We start from the raw sequence: 20,336 nt of genomic DNA, 5'->3' as shown, positions 1-20,336 counted from the left end.
GGAGGCCGGCCTATGCTTCCTGATAGCTTCTCATTCCTTGAGGGCAAACAAGGTACTCCGTATAGCGTCATGATGGGTCAAGAAGGCCAGCAGTGGCTGCATGAGCTTCAAGAAGAAAGCAAGGAAACAGGTAAAAATGTCGTATGGAAAGTTGTTCCACGGACGACTTCTCCTATCGAAGCCTATACGAGCGTGTATGAGAACGAGCAGAAAGAACGCATCTTTGTCACGGTCGAGAAATTCCCGAAAGAACAGCTAGATGTACAATTGAGTACACCAGAAACAACAAAATACGATGCAGTAACTATCAGTGGAAAAAAAGCGCATTACACGAAAAATGACCAGTTCTTGTTCAGTGAATCCGGTCAGTATCAAGAGCTGTCTTGGTTGAATCAAGATGGAGATCAACCGATTATGTATCGTGTAGCTACCGATTCGCCAACGGTTTCCAAAGAAATGCTTCTCCAGGCTGCAAGAGCAAGCCAGCAGTAACAAATAGGAAAAAAGAAAAAACCAGTTCAACGCTCTTTATGCGATGACTGGTTTTTCCCTTTTACCCTATTACGCATTCAGATCATACAGTCCTGGACTGTGTTCATTTGGCTGTTCCGGCATGATAGGAACCGGGAAGCCATCAGGTGGCGGAACTACTTCCAAACTGCCGCCATTTCTACTCGGTGACTGTCCGTTGAAGATTTCTCCAATACGAGTGTTATCCAAGCGGAAATTGAACTGAGCATTGTGGAAGCCCATTTCGACATACTTGCGGCACTCAGGATACTTGTTTATGTCGTAGTTGGGGATAGGGAACAGCTTGCCCCAGTTCACGCCTAATGTCTCCAATGCCTTTGCGAAGGCGTTTTGATGGGCGTTATCCCGAACGATTAGGAAAGCAAGCGTTTCACGGAATGTTTTGTTCGAGCTCATTTCGTAAATGCGTGACTTTTGCAGGACACCGGTTGATTCCAGCACCAGGTTGTCGAGAAGATCGCTTATCAAATTTCCATGATTATACACATAATTCCCCATCCATGGATTTCCTGCTGCATCGACGGGTAAGGAGCTTTGCGCACCCACGATGAAATGGTGCGGGTTCGCGTGCTTGACTGCCTCATCAAGCGGTGCTCCGTCAACCCCCGCATTACCGGGAACATCTTCACCACTCCCCGTCAGCAATTGATTAATCGTGTGCTGTACAAGTTCCACGTGCGCTATTTCTTCCAAAAAAACACCCCGTAGCAAATCACGATACGGTATGGCATTCCCACGGAAGTTGTTCGCCTGGAAAAAATATTGCATCATGGTACGCATTTCTCCAAAACGACCACCCAAAATCTCCTGGATGACTTTAGCTGCCGCGGGGTCTGGTTTATCTGGAACAATCATGTTAATCAAATCTTCCTTGTAAAAGTACAAAATGGATGACCTCCCACCATAGTAGATGAATGCTAGGTCTTAGTTTGGATGATGACGATCTACTTTAACCGGAAAAAGCAAGAAAACGGCACTTGAATAAACCCGACTATTTTGTAAAACAGTAAGCACCATAAGGACTATAAAGGAAGGAGAATAAAAATGACTCGATTTTTAATTAAGGCTGCTGTTAACGGTATTATTGTTGTCGCTTGTTTATGGTGGTTTGCAAATGCATCCTGGACATCCGCCATTTTAACGGCACTCGGCTTAACCGTCATCGCCTATCTGATTGGCGATCAATTGATATTACGAGCTACCAATAATGTTACGGCCACGATTGCAGATGCAGTGATCGCTGGGATTTATTTATGGGCAGTTGCCAGATGGCTGAATTGGCCACTAAGTTTTGGCGAGTTAATCATTACGGTAGCCCTTTTAGGTGTGGCAGAACTTGTATACCATCGCTATTTGGGGATATACGATCATAATCGTGTCCAGAAAGAACCCGGTAAATAATTCTCCTCTTCCTTTGAGGGGATATATCCTGTCTCCCTTGTAAATCTTATCTATGGGTTACATCACAAAGTTAGGAGAACCCGAATGGATATCAAAACTCTATTGAGTACCGGGAGGACGTTAATGGGTATTTTATCAGGCAATCCGCAAAATGAACCTATGCATTATGGCGAGGTATTTGGAGTATGGATGTATCTTTCAACAACAAAGGGCTTGCTTGCTAGTTATCAAACAGCGCTCAACCATACTGGTGATCATGATCTGAAAAGCTTTCTCGAGGACATTACGCGAAGCATGAAACAAGAAGTAGAGCAACTGGATGAATTGCTCAAAGTGAATGGGATTGGATTGCCACCTGCACCACCGGATCGACCAGTAGCGAATCTGGAAAGCATTCCAGCTGGAGCTCGTATGAACGATCCAGAGATCGCTGCCGGTGTTTCAAGAGACATTGCAGCCGGATTGGTTGCCTGCAGTCAAATCATGGCTCAGTCCATCCGGGAAGATATCGGAATGCTTTTTGGTCAGTACCATGTTGCAAAAGCCCAATTTGGCCTCAGGTTGCTCCGCATTTTAAAAGAAAAAGGCTGGTTAGTTCCGCCGCCTCTTCATATGCAAGCGCCAGAACTTGTCCATGCCTAATCTTGGTGATAAGCACTGTCTGATTGGCAGTGCTTATCGTTTTTACCTATTTTGAACTGGGGGATGCACGATTGAAAAAAACAATGATCGGTGCCTTTCTCTTTGGAGTAGGTATCATTGGCATGCTGGACGGCATTATCTTTCATCAAATCTTACAGTGGCATAGTGTCGACATGTATGGAGATCGACACCATCAGATCATGAGTGACGGTTTCTTCCATTTATTCGTGACGGTTATCATTTTCATTTCGGGCATTCTTCTGTGGAAAAGCAATCCTATAGGGACTGCGTACTATTTTTGGAGTAGTTTTTTCCTCGGAGCTGGTATATTTAACTTGATGGAAGGAATCGTTAACCACCATCTCTTGCAAATTCATCACGTCAAGCCGGGCCCGTCTCAATTCTTATACGATATTTATTATGATGTATTCGCACTTCTGCTGATTGGGATTGGATGGCTGCTGTATAGGCGCACAAAATCCAAATGAAGCCATTCCATTTTGTCGGTTAGCGAGTAGCATGCTCGTACAATTTCCGCGCGAACTCCTCCATCAACTCTCGCTTAGCCAACAGCTTGCGCATCTGTTGAGGCAAGCCCTCTACTCCGTAATAGGCACCTGCCAATTGACCGTAGACAGCTCCCGTCGTATCCGCATCATCCCCGAGGTTTACCGCCAGGAACAGGCCTTCTTCAAAAGAACTACTGCTATAAAAAGCCCAAAGCGCCGCTTCAAGCGAATCGACGACATACCCCGATCCTTTGATCTCTTTTCTCGTTTTCTCTTTATAGGAGCCATTCGCAACACGGGCGATTTCAGGATCAAGCGGTTGCTTTTCCCATAAATCGGCTACAGGAGAGAACGAATCAGCAAGCAACTCCTCTTTGGAAATACCTTGTAGAGCACCCACAAGCAAAGCCCCCAAAAAACGACAGCCGTCTACTGCCTTAGCCGTCGCGTGTGTCGTGCGAGAACTTTGCGCGCAATAATCAATGGCAAGCTCCGGTTGATCGGCATAATAGAGTGCGACAGGTGCTAGCCTCATCATGGAGCCATTCCCTGCCGACATCGGATGATCCGATCCGCTAAATGGAATTTTTGTCTGCTCAAATCGCCACAGCGCTTCTTTGGTGATATTCCCGATATCGAAGCAATGATCCTTGCAGCTCATGTAACCCTCACGAAACCAGGCTACATATCGGTTCATCTGATCAACCGGATCGAAGCCGTTCTGCGTAATCAAGCTCTCAGCTAAGCAAAGAGCCATCGACGTATCATCCGTCCATTCCCCGGGTTTTAAATTGAACGGTCCTCCGCCGACCATTTCTGTAAGCGGCTCGAAGGTCCCCGGTTTGCGAAATTCTAAAGTAGTTCCGAGTGCATCTCCAACGGCCAACCCTAGCAAACTTCCCGTATAGCGGTCACGTAGTTCCACACCTGCACACACCCTTTTTCAGAATTATCTGTTCATATCAAACAAAACATCTGGCAATGACATTTTGACCAACGTATTGTTCATTCAATTCATCTGTCGCTACCTTTTCTTCTGTGCTCGCAAGCGTGATAATCTGCGGCAGAACCAGCTTGTAACGGTCCTCCATCACGGTTTCAAGAACGTACTGTTCCTCTTCGTCCCACAAAAGAATTCCTGCCAAAATTCTGGTCTCCACACAGATCCCCTCCATTTTTTCTCTTTTGAATATGTACGAAAGACGGGTACAATGACCCGCCTTCTAGTGCCTTACGTAATGTGTATACTTACTGCTCTTTTTTCAGGCGTGCATCCAGAACAAAGTTGCCGAATGGCAGTAATGAAGCGATAAATGCCCCGATTACTTTCAGGAAAGACCATTTATTGGTCATTGTAACATGTGCTAACGCCAAAATATACAGGACAAAAAACAATCCATGAAGCGAGCCAGCAATTTTTACTGCGGCTGGATAATCCCAAAAATACTTGAGCGGCATAGCAATCCCGAGAAGGACCAAATACGAGACACCTTCGATCAGGCCGATGAGACGGAAACGTCCGAGGGCAGAGTTCATCATGTGCGGGTACCATCCTTGCCATTGAAATTACCACTATTATAAATGAAAAACTATCATAATGATGAAAATAGTCCAATGTTCATAATATAGTCAAAATCAACGGCCCCAAGCTTCTTCTCGGATGCGTTCCATCCAGCGCATCTCTGCCTGCAAATGCTCAATGGCACCGATCAGAATCGCTCGTGCTCCCCAGCTGAGCCTCTCTCTTTTTTCCTCCTGGATCGATTCCAATAATCCAGCTAACCGTCTTACCTCCCGGATGTTATCTTCCAAGGCCTCATCCATTTTTTGCGGATCACCGTACGAAGCAAAAGTAAGCGCAGCGTAAATCGGATTGGTCAGCTGCATCGGTTTTTGCAGCTCTTCCAAGAGAAGCTGTTGAAATTGCTCTTCGCCTTTTGGCGTGATCCCATACATCTTCTTATCTGGGCGGCTAGTTTCACGAATGACTTCTTTGACCTCAATCATCCCGCTCTTTTCCAGTTGGTCGAAGGCGTAGTAGAGGGAGCCTTTGGCGTATTTCATGTAACAATCCATCCCTCTAGCCTTCACCTGCTGCTGAACCTCATAGGGATGCTTCTCCCCTTCCATCAGCAATCCCAGAACAAGCAATTTTAGACTCATGACGATTCTCCTCTATCCACGTTCCGGTTTCGGTGCGGAAGGCGATTTCCCCAGCGCCCGATCATTTCCCATCAGCAAAATGCACACGAGTGCAAGAACAGCAGGAACGAGCGCCCACATAAACGTATTCGCTATCGAAGAAGCGAGAATATCGATCATTTGATCCAAAACAGGAGCCGGAATGGATTCGCGCGCTTCTGGTGTCAAAATCGCTCGCGGGTCTGTCATGGCATTCGTCATCCCTTGACCCCCGAAGGCAGAGAACAAGCCGTTTTCAAACGAGTTACGTTGCAAGATCCCAAACACGGTGATCCCCAATGTCATCCCCAATGAACGGGAAAAAGAGTTCGTTGAACTGGCCGATCCTCTTTGACGCATATCAAAGCCATGAATCGCTGAAATTCCCAAGGTGGAGAAAGAGAAGCCCACGCCAAACCCTGCAATCACCATATAAAGCGTCACGATTGAACGAGGAATATCAGGCGTCAGTGTACTCAAAAGAAAAATACCTGGTATGAAAAAGGCAGCGGACAGAAGCATAATATTGCGGAAGCTGGTCTTCGTCGTCAGAAATCCTCCTACTTGGCTGCCAACAACCGAACCAAGCATCATCGGTGTCAACAGCAATCCGGCATTCGTCGCTGACCCGCCATATACCCCTTGGATAAAAATCGGCAGGTACACAGTAGCAATAATGAAAGCAGATCCATACAACAGTGCAATCGCATTTGTCGTGGCAAATAACCGCTTCTTGAACATGGAGAACGAAATAATCGGATCAGATGCCCGCTTCTCGACAAATAGAAAAATCACAAACAACAGGAAAAAGGAAGAGAACAGGCCAATAATCTGCATCGAATCCCATGCATATTGATTGCCGCCCAGCTCCAGTGCAAACATCAGACTCACTACAGCACCGACAAGCGTAATCGCTCCCCACCAGTCAATGCTTTGCTTGCGGTATTCCAACGATTCCTTGTAATACATCGAGATCAACCAGAGGGACACGGCACCAATTGGTACATTGATGTAAAAGATCCAGTGCCAGCTGACATACTCGGTAATATACGCCCCAAGCAAAGGGCCAAATACGCTGGACGTACCGAATACAGCTCCGAATAGTCCCGTCATCTTTCCACGTTTCTCCGGCGGGAATACGTCAAAAATAATCGTGAAGGCAATCGGCATCAGCGCTCCGCCGCCAATCCCTTGAATCGCCCGATAAATGCTCAACTCGACGATGCTATTTGCCGTCCCGCATAAAATGGACCCTAACAAAAATACAATGAGACCAAATACGTAAAAACGTTTTCGCCCATACATATCGGAGAGCTTACCAAATATCGGCATCCCCGCCATCGTAGCGACCATGTACGCTGATGTCACCCAAACAAATTTATCCATGCCGCCCATCTCACCGACAATCGTACCCATCGCTGTCGCGACAATGGTGTTGTCCATGGAAGCCATCAGGAGACCTAGCAGCAGCCCGGCTAACACCATATTCACTTTACTTTCTCTTGCAATCATTACTTCGCCCTCCTGAGTGGTCAAATCAAAGTACTATACGTTATTATATTCAAATTTGACTACATCCCGAAAAAAATGCTCCTTATTCTCGGAGCATTTTTTCTGTTTATTATCGCCCGAATGGTGACGGGCTAAATGGGGATGGCTGCTGGGCTTGATTACCCTTCCACATTTTATACGCCGCTTCTGACATCGGCTCCACTGTCGGCTTAATCTCTCCAGTGAATGGATTCTTATTATAGGGGAGGTTAAATGTCCGTGTCCCGTCGCTCTTACGCAACAAAGAACCATCCGACAGCTCCACCCAACTGCTTCCTGGTCCTCCATCGTCTACGACATAGAGGCCGTTATCATCCCAGGCCGGGTTAATTGGCACGTTATTTACCGGAGGACGTGTAGTCTGCTTCTTGACTGATTTTGTTGAGGTTTTCGTCTTTTGTGTTTTCTTCTTCGGTTTACTCGTTTTTGCAGTTGCTACCGCTTTTGTTTTTGGCTTCCCTTCGCTTTGTTTTTGCGCTGAAGCTGGTGCAGGTGCTGACACAGCCACAGGCTTTTCAACCGGATAGGCGGAAACGTTTGCGGCCCGCGGACTTTGATTGGCCAAATCCATAGCACGTTTGGTGATACCTGCTTTTTGGGAAATAGACGCTGTTTTTGTATCCGTTCGTCCATCGGTTTTTACCGCGTGAATCAATGTCGGCCACAAATAGGCGTTGAAGCCTAGTAAAGCGACCATCAAGGCAATACCTATGATTTTTTTCATAATAAGGACTCCTATGACTGAATGATTGTGGTAATAAAGCAATGACTTCTGGCCTATATCAAAATTTTAGACGATTGGAAGAAAAAAGAAAACACCTTACATAAACAAACTCCTTCTCATGTTGGTTTTGAGAAGGAATTTGTTTTGCAGGAGTTCCTTTGACAATTCATTTCTGAGCAGCTTCTTGCTTCTCGGAATGTTGTTTGATTAGCTCCATAGTGTGATCAAGCAAATTTTTGCCTCCCGTTTTCCCATGTCCGGGTACAACGGTTTCGATATGTGGATATTTTTCGATTACCTTCTGAACGGAGTCATCCCACTCCTCTACATTGGCATCAGAAAGATTTCCGAGATCCTTGGCACCCAATGCTTTGACGAAGCATCCACCAAATAATATTTTGGATTGGGGAAGCCAAACGGTAATGTTATCTTTCGAATGCCCTTCCCCAGGATAAAAGGCTTCTAGGATAGTGTCGCCTACCTTTATTACTGGCTTTTCATCAAGAGTCGGATTGGGGGAGGGATATCCATATTCTTTCGCAAGTTTTGCCGTCAAACGTGTACTGCGTACCTCTATTTTTTGATCGAGTAACGCACGGATACCTGAAATGCTGTCATCATGTGCATGTGTAATCAGCGCCAACACAACGTCTTTCTTCCAATGCTTCTTGATCATCTGTAAGAGCTCTTCCGTTTTTTGGGTGTCGCCCCAGGCTGTATCAATCAGGACAACTCCTTTGGAAGTAGAAACGATTAAGCCATTGTGGTCATAGGTTGTGCCATTCCATTCTTGATAGGATGTATGTAACCATACTTTGTCATTTAATTTTGTTAACACAATGCTTTTCCCTGGATTGGTAATCTGGGTGGGAGATGATGTTGTCGTTTGGGCAATCGTTTGATTAGAAAAAGCTGTCAAGACTACGGCCACTGTCAGGAACAAACTGCAAATCGTTTTACTTATCCATCCCTTATGAATCTTCAACCGAATCTCACCTTTCTAACGTCGATTTTACTTTTGCCTGTTTCAAACATCCAAGCGATATCCATATCGCGGAATCGTCGTGATTTGCTGCCCGTAGTGCCGAAGCTTTTTCCTTAATCGATACACGAGCGCATTGACTTCCACCCGTCCGACATCCGGGACATTCCCCTCATGTATTCGTTCCGGCCAAACGGTCAGCATAATTTCTTCAAAACTAACGGCCTTGTTCGCCTTTTGGTATAGAAGCTTCAGCAAGTCCATATCTTTTCCGGTTAAAGGCAGTCTATTTCCGTCGATACGAACTTCTCTTCTCTCCAAATGAAAATCCAAACCTGGCAAAAGCGATGCGTTCTTCAGCTGCGTGAAAGGGAGCTCTACCGTATCATCCAGTCTATTGACCTCTCGTAAAAAGACGAGCTCGGCTACCCCTTTTGACAAGCTGATTTGATCCCCGTGACGAAGAATGTGAGAGGAGTAACGAAGCGGCTTCCCGTTTACCTCTGTGCCATGCTTGCTTTCCAGATCGATAATTTTGTAATCGTTCCCGATCCTTTGAAAGGCTGCATGCATTCTCGAAATGTACGGACTGGAAAAGGTAATGTCCAGTTGAAAACTAGTCCCCCTCCGCCCGATTGTACAGCGATCCTTCGTGAGATATTTGCGCGTGGCAAATTGGCTGGGGTCCCCTTTTTTTACGAGTAAGTATGCACCATTATCTATCATCTGGTGATCACCTCACGTGTTGATCGTTTACGGTTTTGCAGCCGTCAGTGCGTCAACAACAATCTTGGTAGCTTCAGCAATGAGCGCATCATCATAAGTGGCGTCCTGCTTATCTCTGCTAGACAGTACTGCAATGACAATCGGCTTTTTATTCGGTGGCCATATGATCCCTATATCGTTTCGCGTTCCGTAACTTGCCGCTCCGGTCTTATCTCCGACCTTCCATTCTTTAGGAACGCCCGCTCGAATCAGCTTGGCTCCCGTCGTGTTGCCTTGCAGCCACTCGATAAGAATCTTCTGCTTGTCAGACGACAGCGCATCCCCTACCGTATAGGCTCGGAGGCTCGTTGCAAGTGCTTTAGGTGTGCTTGTATCGCGAATATCTTCTGGTTTTGCCTCATTCAATTCAGTCTCAAATCGCTCGGATGTCGTTACGCTATCACCAATCTGTCTCAGAGCTGATTCAAAGCCTTTAGGTCCACCCAATTCCTTGAACAACAGATTTCCCGCCGTGTTGTCGCTATAACGCACCGCAGCGTCTGCAACCTCGCGAAGAGTCATCCCGGTCGCGACGTGTTTTTCTGTGATAGGTGAATATGTAACGAGATCGTCCTTAGTGTAGGTGATGACTTTGTCGAGCTCTCCCAACGGTTTCTGATGCAAGATCGCACCTGCCGCTAAAGCCTTGTACGTAGAAGCAAAAGCGAACCGTTCATCTTCTCGGTAAGCAACTGCCAAATCTGTTTCGGTGTCGATCGCATATACGCCAAGCCTCGCATCAAACTTGTTCTCCAACGCTGCGAACTTTTGGTCCATTGCAGATGCCGGCGTTTCCGTTTTTCCGACAGGCGTTTCAGCAGAAGAGCAGCCAGTAAGCGTGAGAAGCGTGAGTAAAACCGTTTTCACTGTGAATCCGAACAGTCTCGAATGATGAACTTTCATGGATGTCAAACCTCTTTCTTGAATAGTATAGCCTTTGTATTACACACGTAATATCGTACTACATTTGTAATCAACTGATTTCACGATAATATTACACGCGTAATCCATTGCTGTCAATCACCTTTTTCTTGCAAGATTCTTGAAAAAAAAGACGCCCTTTCAAGCAAACTGGATAACCGTAAATGGTTTTTCCAAGTCAGCTAGAAAGAGCGCACTCTATTTTTTGGGATGATCGGTCGATGATTGTTTCGCATCCAATATGGAACGAAGCTCCTGAATCTCCTCGTCCGATAAAGATTCCTTCTGAATGAACTGAACAAGCATTGATTTTAGAGCCCCGCTGTAAATCCGCTGCAGAAAAGACTGTGCCTCGGCGTGCTGGCATTCATTTTGTGAGTACAGCGGATAAAACGTATAGACTTTTTGGTTTTGATTGACGCCAACAGCATTTTTTTGAACCAAACGATTCAAAAGAGTACGTATTGTTTTTGGGTTCCAATCCGTTTGACCTTCCAAGGAGGAAATAATTTCGTTGGCCGTCAGCGGTGACCTTTCCCATAGCACATTCATCACTCGCCATTCCGCTTCTGAAATACTTGGCATGGATGTAGACACTGAAGTCTCCCCCTTTCGAAAATAATGACTGTAAGAGCAAAGGCTAGTAGAGACCTTTCGCTTTCAAAATAGATAAGGTTATTTCTGCTGCTGCAGGTCCATTCGCGTCATCTTCGCTTTGTATATTGGTAGCAAAGAAGTAGGTGCCTTCCTCGTTCTCTACATACCCGACAAACCAACCGTTCACATCTTTTTGATTGACGGTGCCCGTACCTGTTTTCCCGGAAAGAATCGCCCCCGCCTTTTTCGATAACCGGATGGAATCTTTCACCGTCTGGATATTATGTTCTTGAAAGCCAAACTGGTTCGTATAGAACGCTTTTAATAATTGTACCTGCTCCACCGGAGAAATCTTCAAGGAAGATTCTATCCAATATTCGCCGATTCCACCAGATGTATTGGCGTTCCCGTAGTTCAATTGTTCCAGAAAAGCTTGAATCATATCCGGTGAGATGTTCTTATCCATCTCTTTGAAATACCAGGTCGTCGAGTTTCGCATCGCCGTAAATAGATCTTGATCCCGGTTCCACTGCTCATATGGATAGTGGATTCCATCCCATTTTAGCTGGGAATCTTCTCTCGAAATCACACCGGTCTCCAGACCAAACAAGGAGAGAAAAATCTTGTAGGTAGAGTTGGGTGAAACTCGTTGTGTACTTCCTGCCTCGTTATAAATCCGATACTGGTCGGCTTTCAAATCATATAAGACAAAACTGCCTTCAAAGCCACGGAAATAGTTGTCCAAATCCTCGTAAATAGTTCGATCATCTTGGAAATGATAGCGGCTGCGATCGTCGGCTAATGCGGAACCAACAAGAACCTGACTGGCAACCAATACGACCACGATGGAAAAAATGACTGTGCTTTTCAGGTGCAACAGCTTTGTTTCCGCCTTGTGAGATGCGATTTTCTCGATGCGTTTTTTAACTGCCTTCTTGGAACCGTTTAGCTGATTGGCCAAAACGAGATTCCCGGCTCGACTTTCTTTATCCAAAAACTTAATGATGGTATGACCATATTCCAAGTAATTTCGCTTGTCTAAAAAGTTCAATACCGCTACATCACAAGCAATTTCACGGTCCACTCTCATTTCCCGAAAAGCCAGCCAAACCAATGGATGGAACCAATACAACAGCTGATACACGACGGTCACATAGTTCATGACAATATCATGGTTTTTTTGGTGCATGAGTTCATGCAAAAAGATATATTTCATTTCATTGATCGACAACCATTCATCAAAATGACTGGGAAGGACAACGTACGTCTTAAAAACGCCAAACGTCATCGGAGATTTGACCTGATTGGATTGTGCCAACACAATATGCCGCGTTATTTTTACATCCTTCTTGCATTGTTCAAACAAATCGATGATTTCTTGGTTGGTGATCACAGATGCTGTCCGCTTGATCTGCTGGATTTTTAGCCAGGCTGATAACGTGAAGGAAGCACAAACGAGCATCCCGACTACCCAAAAGCTGACGAAAATCGTAGAAAGGGAGTCTGATGTATAGCGACTTACCGACAACGTTAAATCCTGTACCCAATTCGCATTTTCAAACATAGGAGCTTGCGTGGCGAGCGTCGAGCTGCCAGCTTCATTACGTTGATGCATGCCTGAAACAAAAAGATTTCCAAAATCAAAAAAGTAGTTCGGGATGAAAGCTGGCGTCAAAGCGACCAACAAGAGAAACCACAAATTGTATTTCCATTTCGCCGATAGCTGTGAGCGAAATACTTTTCGAATCAAGAAAATAAGCGCGATCGTGCAGGAAGAAACGATCAAGCTTATCACCACATGATTGACGAACATGCTACTTGTCTCCCTCCCTACTTATACCTAGATAAAATAGAATCCGTATCAATTCTCCAGAGCAAGAGGAACGCTCTTCAACCTGACAGGATTCTTCATGTCAATTAGCACAGTAGCTTCATTATGTCAAAAACGAGACCACGATACAAGTTATCATCGATTGGGTGAAAAAGGAAAACACCTTCTTTACAAAGGTAAGAAGGTGTTTCTAACCTGATTTAGTTTGTTTTCAAAACATCGTGATCGACGTAACGCTCGCCATTCAATTCGCTGATGATATTGATTGCAACCTTGGCTCCATCACCAGATGTAATAATCGTATGTACGCTTACTCCCGCGCACGTACCTGCTGCCCAAATTCCTTCAATGTTCGTCTTTCCTTGTGCATCGACATCGACAACAGTTTTGATCCGTGGCTCCGTACCTTCTTTAGTTTTTACCCCAATCGCTTCTGCCAAAGTCACGAGCGCTCCAGTTGCAAGAATCACATGCTTAGCCTCAAAGCTGCCTTTTTCCGCTGTCTCTACAAGTAAGCCTTGCTCTGTTTTGGTAATATTGCTCACTTGATCGGCTACCAGCTCCGCACCGAATTTCGCTGCTTGCTTTTTCCCGATCTCAATGAGGTCTGGGCCTGAGATTTCCATGATGCCGTAGTGATTTTCCATCCACGCGCGCTTGGTCATGCTTTTGTCATTATCAATCAACAACGTCTTCTTCCCTGCTTTTGCAGCAAACAACGCTGCACTTCCTCCTGCCGGGCCTGCTCCAATAATTACGATATCAAACAAAGAAATCTCTCCCTTCCAAAATAACTTTCACAACATAATTATATACTAAGTATTGTAAATGTAGCAACATCTATTAACTAGTTTATCCAGTGATTTTTATTTAGCTTCGAACGGAATACACCTTTATTTATTTTCAATGCAACACCATATTCAAAAAACAATTGATATAAGCATAAGTTTATATTATCCTAATAATTGGTAAATATTTGAAACAGGAGGATTAGAATGATTGATTTTATCAAAAAAGGAAAAAGATTGTTTTTAACCTCTCTTGCCTCAATGATGCTATTCAGCACTGTTCTTACCTCTAGTTTTGCTGCTGAGACAGATGTATTAACCAAATCATCCGTGAATGAAATGCTTCAATACGAATTTTCAAGTGAGGTCATGTCAGAAGACAAAAATGATCTTGAAAAATCACTTACCGATACTTTCGACAACCTAGACCTTGTTCTAAAAGGTATGAAATCCGATAGGGATCTTCAAGAAGCATTTTTAGAAAAGACTTCACTCGAAGATGACGTTAAAAGGGATCTGGAAGAGTATTTTTCCACCAGTCAAGATGATGAAAATGGGCTCAACAAATTGGTTAATGACGTAAAAGAGCAAATAGCTGAAAAGCATTCGGTATTGCCTGAAATAACAGAAACTCTACTATTGCAAAGTGGCTCAAGTTTTAGAAGCGAAGAAAAAGTTCAGCCTACCATATTACCCATTTTATTAAGATTTGCTCTTAAAGAAGCAGTTAAGAAAAAAATGGGGAAAAGGATACAAAAAATGGCTTATGATGAATTTGAAGAAAGAATAGAATCTGAAATATGGGCAGAAGTTGAAGCCTTGCATGAACAATATGATGGGGATATTGATTATGACGGGCCGGAGTCCAAAAGCGCTAGAAATGGCATTATCCAAGGAGAAAAAGTTTTCGATATAATAAACAAGAGGACGGGAAAAGACTTATTGAGATTTCATATGAAAAGAGTAGATGAAGGTTTAAGCATAGACTTCCATTGGCATAAAAGAGATGATAATTTTAAGTGGCATCATGGTCAAACTAAAATTACGAGAAAAAATCAATTTCCAGAACATTGGGGAGAAGATTAATGTATAGATAATTGGGGTACCCCGATTTTCTCTTCTTCAATAAGGAGTGAATGACAATCGAACTTCGAATAGGCTTTGTGATTGGCAAAAAAATTGATTGCAACAAAGTCCGGGAGATTTTATACACCTATGAAAACAAACAAGCTGCATCTTGCAAGGTAGTATTAGACTATATGGAGATGGACCCAGAGATTTTTTTAGATCGTTCCTACTCTTCCACATATCCAATCCCTATTAAAGATCCCGATCTCCTTGAAGCTGAACTTTCCCAGTTGTATGATTTTGTGTGGGTTGAAGTATTAGGTAATATTGAGCGACATGGCCACCCTTGCGTTATGATCTCCGATACAAAATATGAAGGTAAGCTCATCCATACATTAGACAAGCGAATGTTCATCTTTTTACGAGATATCATTAGTGACGATCAAGGGATACAACTTCTTGAGAAAATCCTCCATGTCCCAAAACCATTACAATGGCTCGTCCTCCCAAAAAAAGACGGAAAAACCCCACCCCCAGACTATATTCTTGACGAGATGGAGCAATGGGTACGCAAGTTGATTGCATACAAGATAGATGAATAAATAGGGAAAGGGCTATCTCAAACGTCTTGAAACGGATAATGAGATAGCCCTCTTCTTTTACAAAGATCGTGTAATCCAGAAGCGACGAATGACCAATCCATCGTCGTCTGTGCATTCTGACTCAAAAACGCCCCCGTTCTTCCGAATCGTTTTCTCCGATGCAACATTATCATAATCGCAAATCACCAATACTTCGTTTATACCCAACTCGCTTGTGATGTTTAGGGCTTGCGCTAAAATTTCCGTCGCATATCCTTTGCGTCTCTCCGAAGGGCGGATTCCATATCCGATGTGCCCGCTGTTTTTTCGTAGACGCTCGTTGAGACGATGCCGAATATTCACCGCCCCCACAATGCGTCGCTCCTCATTCACGAGCCAATACGTCGAATGAGGAACATAGCCATCCGGAAGATTGTCCTCGCTGCTTTCACTCTCCAGAAATTCCAGATACGCAGGAAAATCATAGGGCTCTCGATCCACTACCCACGGTACGATAGGTTCTCCACTTTCTTTCCACTCTTCGTAGAAGGAAATATACTCTGCTTGAAGCTCTGCACAAGGCTTCGTTACATACAGTTGCCCAGCCATCGACTTCACTCTCCTTGCATACTTTTGCGTAAAATTCTTTCTATTATAGCGGCAAGAAGATATTGTTACCAGCTAAATAATTTTCTACCTTCTTGAATCACTTGCATTGGATGACGAAAAGCCGCGTAGGAAGAAGCGCATTTCCAGTCCAAGCGCCTCTGGAGCCCAGCTCAGCTTCGGAAAAAATGGCGGGGAATTTCAGCTTCACTTATGGAATACTTCCTCGAAACTTCTACGTTTGAAGCGCTCCCGCCATTTTTTCCGAAGCGGACAGTCAATCCCCCTTGCGGGGCGTAGGCCGAAGCGTAGACTGGAAATGCGTTTCTTCCGTTCACTACCGCTACTATCAAAAAACAAAAAAACGCGGCACAAGCAACGATCGCCTGTGCCACGCTCTTAACTGATTAATATTTGTTAAACAACATGATCCAGAGGGAACCTGCAACGATTGTAAATACAATCACAAGTCCAAGAATCAATGTCTGTACGTTGTAGCGCGGTTTTTCTCCTTCGCGGATGTGCATGAAGAAGACCAACTGAATTACGAACTGCAAGACCGCCATTACCAAGATCGCGATCATGGTCGCCGTTTTACTCAAAATCGAGTTCATGACCAGCACGAGTGGGATAATGGTGAGCACGATCGACAGGATAAAACCGATTACGTACTCTTTCATCGATCCGTGACTATGATGTCCGCCATGGTTTTGATGTTGTGCCACCTTACATCACCCCCATCAAGTAAACGACTGTGAAGAGGAAGATCCACACAACGTCAAGGAAGTGCCAGTACAAGCTAAAGTTGGTAATTTTGCGGCGAGTAACCGCAGAGATTCCACGACGCTTCAGCTGCATCATCAACGCAGTCATCCAGAACAGACCAAGCGTTACGTGCAATCCGTGTGTACCAACCAGTGTGTAGAAAGCGGACCAGTAGCCGCTAGTCGCCATGGTTGCGCCTTCACTCATCAAGTGCATGAACTCAGTGACTTCCAACACTACGAAAGACAGTCCCAAAAGACCAGTTACAGCCAGCCAAGCAATCAGCTGCTTGACATTACCTTTGTTCATTGCCAGAACAGCGAGACCACTGGTAAAGCTACTTGTCAACAAGATGAAGGTTGAAGCAATAACGCCTGGCAGCTGGAACAATTCCTGTCCAGTTGGTCCACCAGCAAAGCTATTCATCATTACTGCATATGTTGCAAACAACGTACCGAACAACACGCAGTCTGTTACAACGAAAATCCAAAAACCGAGAACCTTAAGTTGCTCATGCTCTTCATGATGGTCGTGGTCGTGGCCGTGACCATGGTCATGATTCGTAGCCATCGTTACACCACCCTCCCCAGTGAAGCCTCAGTGCGACGCACTTCCTCCACCGGTACGTAATAATCCGTGTCGTATTGGAAGGAGCGTGCCCACATGCATGCGAATACTCCAATGAATCCAATAACGGCCATCCAAACCCATCCAAATGTGAAACCAAAACCTACCAGGAACCAGAAGTTCGCCATGATAAACGGAATTCCAGAGTTCTTCGGCATATGAATCGGCTCCAATTTGGCCGGTTGTTCTTTATAGGTGCCATTTGCTTTTGCTTCTTTTGTTTCCCACCAGTCATCCATTTCTTTCACTTGTGGAACAACAGCAAAGTTGTAGAACGGTGCAGGTGACGGAATCGACCACTCCAGTGTACGACCATTCCATGGATCTCCTGTCGTGTCGCGCTCACCATGCTTGATGCTGTAAGCGATTTGCCATACTTGGAAGATGAAACCGATACCCATCATGAATGCCCCTACAGTGGATACCAGGTTCAGGTCTGCCCAACCGCGATCCCAACCGTACGTGTAGTAACGGCGAGTCATACCCATGAAACCGAGCGCGTATTGCGGCATAAAGCACACGTAGAAACCAATATTCCAGAACCAGAAGCCCCATTTGCCCAGTTTCTCGTCGAGCTTGAAACCGAACAGTTTTGGCCACCAGTAGTAAATACCAGCCAGGTAACCGAACACTACCCCACCGATCAATACTTGGTGGAAGTGGGCAACCAGGAAGTAACTGTTGTGATACTGATAGTCTGCCGGAGCTACTGCCAGCATTACCCCTGTCGCTCCACCAATTACGAAGCACGGGATAAAGGCAATGGTCCACAGCATTGGTTGTTTAAAGGATATCCGACCACGATACATTGTAAACAGCCAGTTAAAGACCTTAACCCCGGTCGGAATCCCTACAATCATCGTTGATATCGCAAAGAAGGCGATAACACTTGCGCTCGTACCCATTGTGAAGAAGTGGTGAGCCCATGTAAAGAACGATACAACGGCAATGATCATCATCGCCCACACCATTGATTTGTAGCCGAAAATCTTTTTACGTGAGAACGTAGCCACGATTTCGGAGAAAATACCGAAAGCTGGTACGACTACGATGTATACCTCAGGGTGACCCCACATCCAGATGAGGTTGAGGTACATCATCGGATTACCGCCGCCGTCCATTGTGAAGAAATGGGCACCTGCGAAACGGTCAAGGAACAACAGAGCCAATGTTACAGTCAAAATTGGGAAAGCGAAGATAATCATAATGCAGCTGGACAATACGGACCAGCTAAACAATGGCATTTTGGAAAGCTTCATGCCAGGTGCACGCATTTTGAGAATCGTTACGATAAAGTTAATCCCTGTCGCCAAACTACCGATACCGGAGATTTGAATCCCCCAAATATAGAAGTTCTGACCTGGTCCAGGGCTGAATTCATTTTGTGACAATGGCGGGTAAGACAACCAACCAGCGTCTGGGGAGCCCCCGATTACGAACGAAAGGTTGAACAGCATCGCACCGAGCATAAACAGCCAGAAGCTGAGTGCGTTCAAGAACGGATACGCTACATCTCGAGCACCGAGTTGAAGCGGTACTACCATGTTAAACAAGGCAAACATCATCGGCATCGCCATGAACAAAATCATGATCGTACCGTGAGTCGTAAAGATGGCATTATAGTGATCCGAGTGCAGGAATTCTACGTTCGGGAATGCCAGTTGTACACGCATCAGCAGGGCATCAACCCCACCGCGGAACAGCATCAGAAGCGATGCGATCAAATACATAATACCAATACGCTTATGGTCAACTGTAGTCAACCATTCGCGCCATAGCCAACCCCATTTTTTATACTTAGTCAGAACGAATAAGATTGCAATGATGGTCAGTACAATCGATACGTCCGCACCGTAAATCAGTGGGTCACCTGTTACAAAGAACGTGGATGCAAAATCCTTAATGTTCTCCCACACGTGGTATTCCTCCTCCCTCTCGCCTAGTGGTTCATACTGGAATGATTCATTCCAGGCATGTTGTGCGATTCAGTCTTATGCTGCGTATTTAGCGAAGTCTCACTAGAAGACTTGTCACCTGCAGGCGCAGGCATTTTCTCCATCACATAGTCCATATCGTGACCATGGCCATATTTCGCAACGATCTCTTCAAACATACCTTCTGGGAATGCAGAATACGTAAACTTATCTGTCACGCCAGGCTTGCGAAGTTCTTCATAATCTGCCTTCGTCATAGCTGGTGTCGTACCTTTTACTTCTTTCACCCATTTATCGAACTCATCTTTTGGTTTTGCGACTACATCGAACTGCATTTTAGCGAAGCCTTCACCAGAGAAATTGGAGCTAAATCCAGCGAATGTACCTGGTTCATCTGCTTGCAGATACAACTCAGTAGCCATTCCCGCCATCGCATAAATCTGTCCACCCAATTCTGGAACCCAGAAAGAGTTCATCGGTGCATCAGCAGATACCTGGAAGCGAATCGGTACGCCTGCTGGAATCTCCAAATGGTTAACAGTTGCGATATTTTGTTCTGGATACGTGAACATCCATTTCCAGTCCAAAGCCGTAACCTGAATGGTCATAGGGGCAACTTCTTTATTCGGGTTTTCTTTTAACACATAAACATCACGGACAGTAAAGTAACCCAGCAATGCAACGATAACGATAGGAATAATCCACCAAATTACCTCTAGGGTTGTACTGTGTGCCCACTCCGGCTTGTAACTTGCTTTATTGCCCGGTGTATCCCGATAGCGGTATACAATGAAAGCGGTAAGCGCAATAACCGGAACGATAATGACAGCGACCAATATCGTGGAAATAATAATGAGATTGTACTGCGTTTCTGCTACAGGTCCTTTTGGATTCAAGACGAGGTATTCGCTACCACAGCCTGTCAGCAGAACGGTGCCCAACACTGCCAAGATCCAAAACTGGATATGCCTCAGCATTTTTCCTCCGCTCATTCTCCTAATCCCTCCTAGTCACAAACAACGAGCATGTAATACTTTGAGAGCGCAGTTCTTTTCGGGTGAACTTTGCCTCACGTTTGTCGATAGTGCAGTCACTCTCTATGGAGAGGTCTCGAACGAGGTTTTGGAAAACCTTCTTTTTTTACGTGCATTCACACTTTTCGAGAGTTCCTCACAATAGGGGTTTTTTAACACAAGTGAACTTCACTATTTGCCGCATATACATACTATCAGAGTCTGCGAGCTTTTGTACTTGTTTTTAACGACGTTCAATATTTCGTAGCTTTTCTGTTACAAAGTGTTCACATACCAGTCACGAGTTGATCATATTCTT

At 44.9% G+C, this 20,336-nt stretch carries 24 protein-coding genes; 6 read left to right on the top strand and 18 right to left on the bottom strand.

What is annotated here, in order from left to right; genetic code table 11:
- Positions 1-12: 12 nt before the first annotated feature.
- Positions 13-492, top strand: a complete 480-nt coding sequence (locus tag FO446_RS06495; protein ID WP_237900133.1) for a hypothetical protein — start codon at positions 13-15, stop codon at positions 490-492.
- A 69-nt stretch (positions 493-561) separates the two neighbouring features.
- Here FO446_RS06495 and FO446_RS06490 read toward each other — a convergent pair whose 3' ends face one another.
- Positions 562-1,416 (bottom strand): manganese catalase family protein, encoded by an 855-nt coding sequence (locus tag FO446_RS06490; RefSeq protein ID WP_221867490.1) that lies wholly within the window; start codon positions 1,414-1,416, stop codon positions 562-564.
- A 159-nt stretch (positions 1,417-1,575) separates the two neighbouring features.
- Here FO446_RS06490 and FO446_RS06485 point away from each other — a divergent pair, with 159 nt between their 5' ends.
- From FO446_RS06485 to FO446_RS06475, 3 genes are all read left to right on the top strand, one after another.
- On the top strand, positions 1,576-1,932 hold the full coding sequence (locus tag FO446_RS06485; protein WP_173608995.1) for a DUF2512 family protein: 357 nt from the start codon (positions 1,576-1,578) through the stop codon (positions 1,930-1,932).
- Positions 1,933-2,055: 123 nt separating this feature from the next.
- Complete coding sequence (locus FO446_RS06480; RefSeq protein ID WP_173608996.1) at positions 2,056-2,574, top strand: DUF3231 family protein; 519 nt, start codon at positions 2,056-2,058, stop codon at positions 2,572-2,574.
- 71 nt (positions 2,575-2,645) lie between these two features.
- A complete protein-coding gene (locus FO446_RS06475) occupies positions 2,646-3,062 on the top strand; it encodes a DUF2243 domain-containing protein (protein ID WP_229087968.1) in 417 nt (138 codons plus the stop codon).
- A gap of 19 nt (positions 3,063-3,081) precedes the next feature.
- Here FO446_RS06475 and FO446_RS06470 read toward each other — a convergent pair whose 3' ends face one another.
- The 12 genes from FO446_RS06470 to FO446_RS06415 form a co-directional block, all read right to left on the bottom strand.
- The gene (locus tag FO446_RS06470) at positions 3,082-4,008 is read right to left on the bottom strand and encodes an ADP-ribosylglycohydrolase family protein (protein WP_221867489.1); all 927 of its coding nucleotides are present in this window, start codon (positions 4,006-4,008) and stop codon (positions 3,082-3,084) included.
- A 37-nt stretch (positions 4,009-4,045) separates the two neighbouring features.
- A complete protein-coding gene (locus FO446_RS06465; protein ID WP_229087967.1) occupies positions 4,046-4,243 on the bottom strand; it encodes a hypothetical protein in 198 nt (65 codons plus the stop codon).
- Between the two features lie 88 nt (positions 4,244-4,331).
- Entirely contained in the window at positions 4,332-4,622 is a 291-nt protein-coding gene (locus FO446_RS06460; protein WP_047070474.1) for a DUF3817 domain-containing protein, read from the bottom strand.
- 96 nt (positions 4,623-4,718) lie between these two features.
- Positions 4,719-5,246, bottom strand: coding sequence for a PadR family transcriptional regulator (locus FO446_RS06455; RefSeq protein WP_173608998.1), 528 nt, complete (start codon positions 5,244-5,246; stop codon positions 4,719-4,721).
- 12 nt (positions 5,247-5,258) lie between these two features.
- Positions 5,259-6,776, bottom strand: a complete 1,518-nt coding sequence (locus FO446_RS06450) for an MDR family MFS transporter (RefSeq protein WP_173608999.1) — start codon at positions 6,774-6,776, stop codon at positions 5,259-5,261.
- Between the two features lie 109 nt (positions 6,777-6,885).
- Positions 6,886-7,539, bottom strand: coding sequence for a hypothetical protein (locus FO446_RS06445; protein WP_173609000.1), 654 nt, complete (start codon positions 7,537-7,539; stop codon positions 6,886-6,888).
- A 166-nt stretch (positions 7,540-7,705) separates the two neighbouring features.
- A complete protein-coding gene (bla, locus tag FO446_RS06440) occupies positions 7,706-8,524 on the bottom strand; it encodes a subclass B1 metallo-beta-lactamase (RefSeq protein ID WP_173609001.1) in 819 nt (272 codons plus the stop codon).
- 42 nt (positions 8,525-8,566) lie between these two features.
- Positions 8,567-9,247 carry an FHA domain-containing protein gene (locus FO446_RS06435; protein ID WP_232773610.1) on the bottom strand — a complete coding sequence of 227 codons (681 nt, stop codon included), beginning with the start codon at positions 9,245-9,247 and terminating at the stop codon, positions 8,567-8,569.
- 27 nt (positions 9,248-9,274) lie between these two features.
- Positions 9,275-10,189, bottom strand: a complete 915-nt coding sequence (gene blaBBI, locus FO446_RS06430; RefSeq protein WP_237900132.1) for a BBI family class A beta-lactamase — start codon at positions 10,187-10,189, stop codon at positions 9,275-9,277.
- Positions 10,190-10,405: 216 nt separating this feature from the next.
- Positions 10,406-10,804, bottom strand: a complete 399-nt coding sequence (gene blaI, locus FO446_RS06425; RefSeq protein ID WP_173609004.1) for a penicillinase repressor BlaI — start codon at positions 10,802-10,804, stop codon at positions 10,406-10,408.
- Between the two features lie 43 nt (positions 10,805-10,847).
- The gene (locus FO446_RS06420; RefSeq protein WP_237900131.1) at positions 10,848-12,617 is read right to left on the bottom strand and encodes a BlaR1 family beta-lactam sensor/signal transducer; all 1,770 of its coding nucleotides are present in this window, start codon (positions 12,615-12,617) and stop codon (positions 10,848-10,850) included.
- A gap of 218 nt (positions 12,618-12,835) precedes the next feature.
- Complete coding sequence (locus FO446_RS06415) at positions 12,836-13,405, bottom strand: FAD-dependent oxidoreductase (protein WP_047070467.1); 570 nt, start codon at positions 13,403-13,405, stop codon at positions 12,836-12,838.
- 225 nt (positions 13,406-13,630) lie between these two features.
- On the opposite strand from FO446_RS06415, the gene FO446_RS06410 reads away from it, so the two are divergent.
- On the top strand, positions 13,631-14,509 hold the full coding sequence (locus tag FO446_RS06410) for a YpjP family protein (protein WP_232773609.1): 879 nt from the start codon (positions 13,631-13,633) through the stop codon (positions 14,507-14,509).
- A 50-nt stretch (positions 14,510-14,559) separates the two neighbouring features.
- Positions 14,560-15,093 carry a hypothetical protein gene (locus FO446_RS06405; RefSeq protein ID WP_221867485.1) on the top strand — a complete coding sequence of 178 codons (534 nt, stop codon included), beginning with the start codon at positions 14,560-14,562 and terminating at the stop codon, positions 15,091-15,093.
- Positions 15,094-15,150: 57 nt separating this feature from the next.
- On the opposite strand, the gene FO446_RS06400 is transcribed toward FO446_RS06405, so the two are convergent.
- The 5 genes from FO446_RS06400 to qoxA all read right to left on the bottom strand — a co-directional run bounded on the left by FO446_RS06400 (position 15,151) and on the right by qoxA (position 19,996).
- On the bottom strand, positions 15,151-15,681 hold the full coding sequence (locus FO446_RS06400; protein ID WP_232773608.1) for a GNAT family N-acetyltransferase: 531 nt from the start codon (positions 15,679-15,681) through the stop codon (positions 15,151-15,153).
- Positions 15,682-16,085: 404 nt separating this feature from the next.
- Complete coding sequence (cyoD, locus tag FO446_RS06395) at positions 16,086-16,403, bottom strand: cytochrome o ubiquinol oxidase subunit IV (RefSeq protein ID WP_069846383.1); 318 nt, start codon at positions 16,401-16,403, stop codon at positions 16,086-16,088.
- Position 16,404: 1 nt separating this feature from the next.
- Positions 16,405-17,013 (bottom strand): cytochrome o ubiquinol oxidase subunit III, encoded by a 609-nt coding sequence (gene cyoC / locus FO446_RS06390; protein ID WP_173609008.1) that lies wholly within the window; start codon positions 17,011-17,013, stop codon positions 16,405-16,407.
- 2 nt (positions 17,014-17,015) lie between these two features.
- On the bottom strand, positions 17,016-18,986 hold the full coding sequence (locus tag FO446_RS06385; protein ID WP_232773606.1) for a cbb3-type cytochrome c oxidase subunit I: 1,971 nt from the start codon (positions 18,984-18,986) through the stop codon (positions 17,016-17,018).
- A gap of 23 nt (positions 18,987-19,009) precedes the next feature.
- Complete coding sequence (gene qoxA, locus FO446_RS06380; RefSeq protein WP_173609010.1) at positions 19,010-19,996, bottom strand: cytochrome aa3 quinol oxidase subunit II; 987 nt, start codon at positions 19,994-19,996, stop codon at positions 19,010-19,012.
- Positions 19,997-20,336: the final 340 nt, after the last annotated feature.

It is taken from the genome of Brevibacillus brevis (genome assembly GCF_022026395.1).
Classification (GTDB): domain Bacteria; phylum Bacillota; class Bacilli; order Brevibacillales; family Brevibacillaceae; genus Brevibacillus.
The sequence above is the reverse complement of the archived record's forward strand: the minus strand, read 5'-3'. Positions and strand labels throughout refer to the sequence as shown.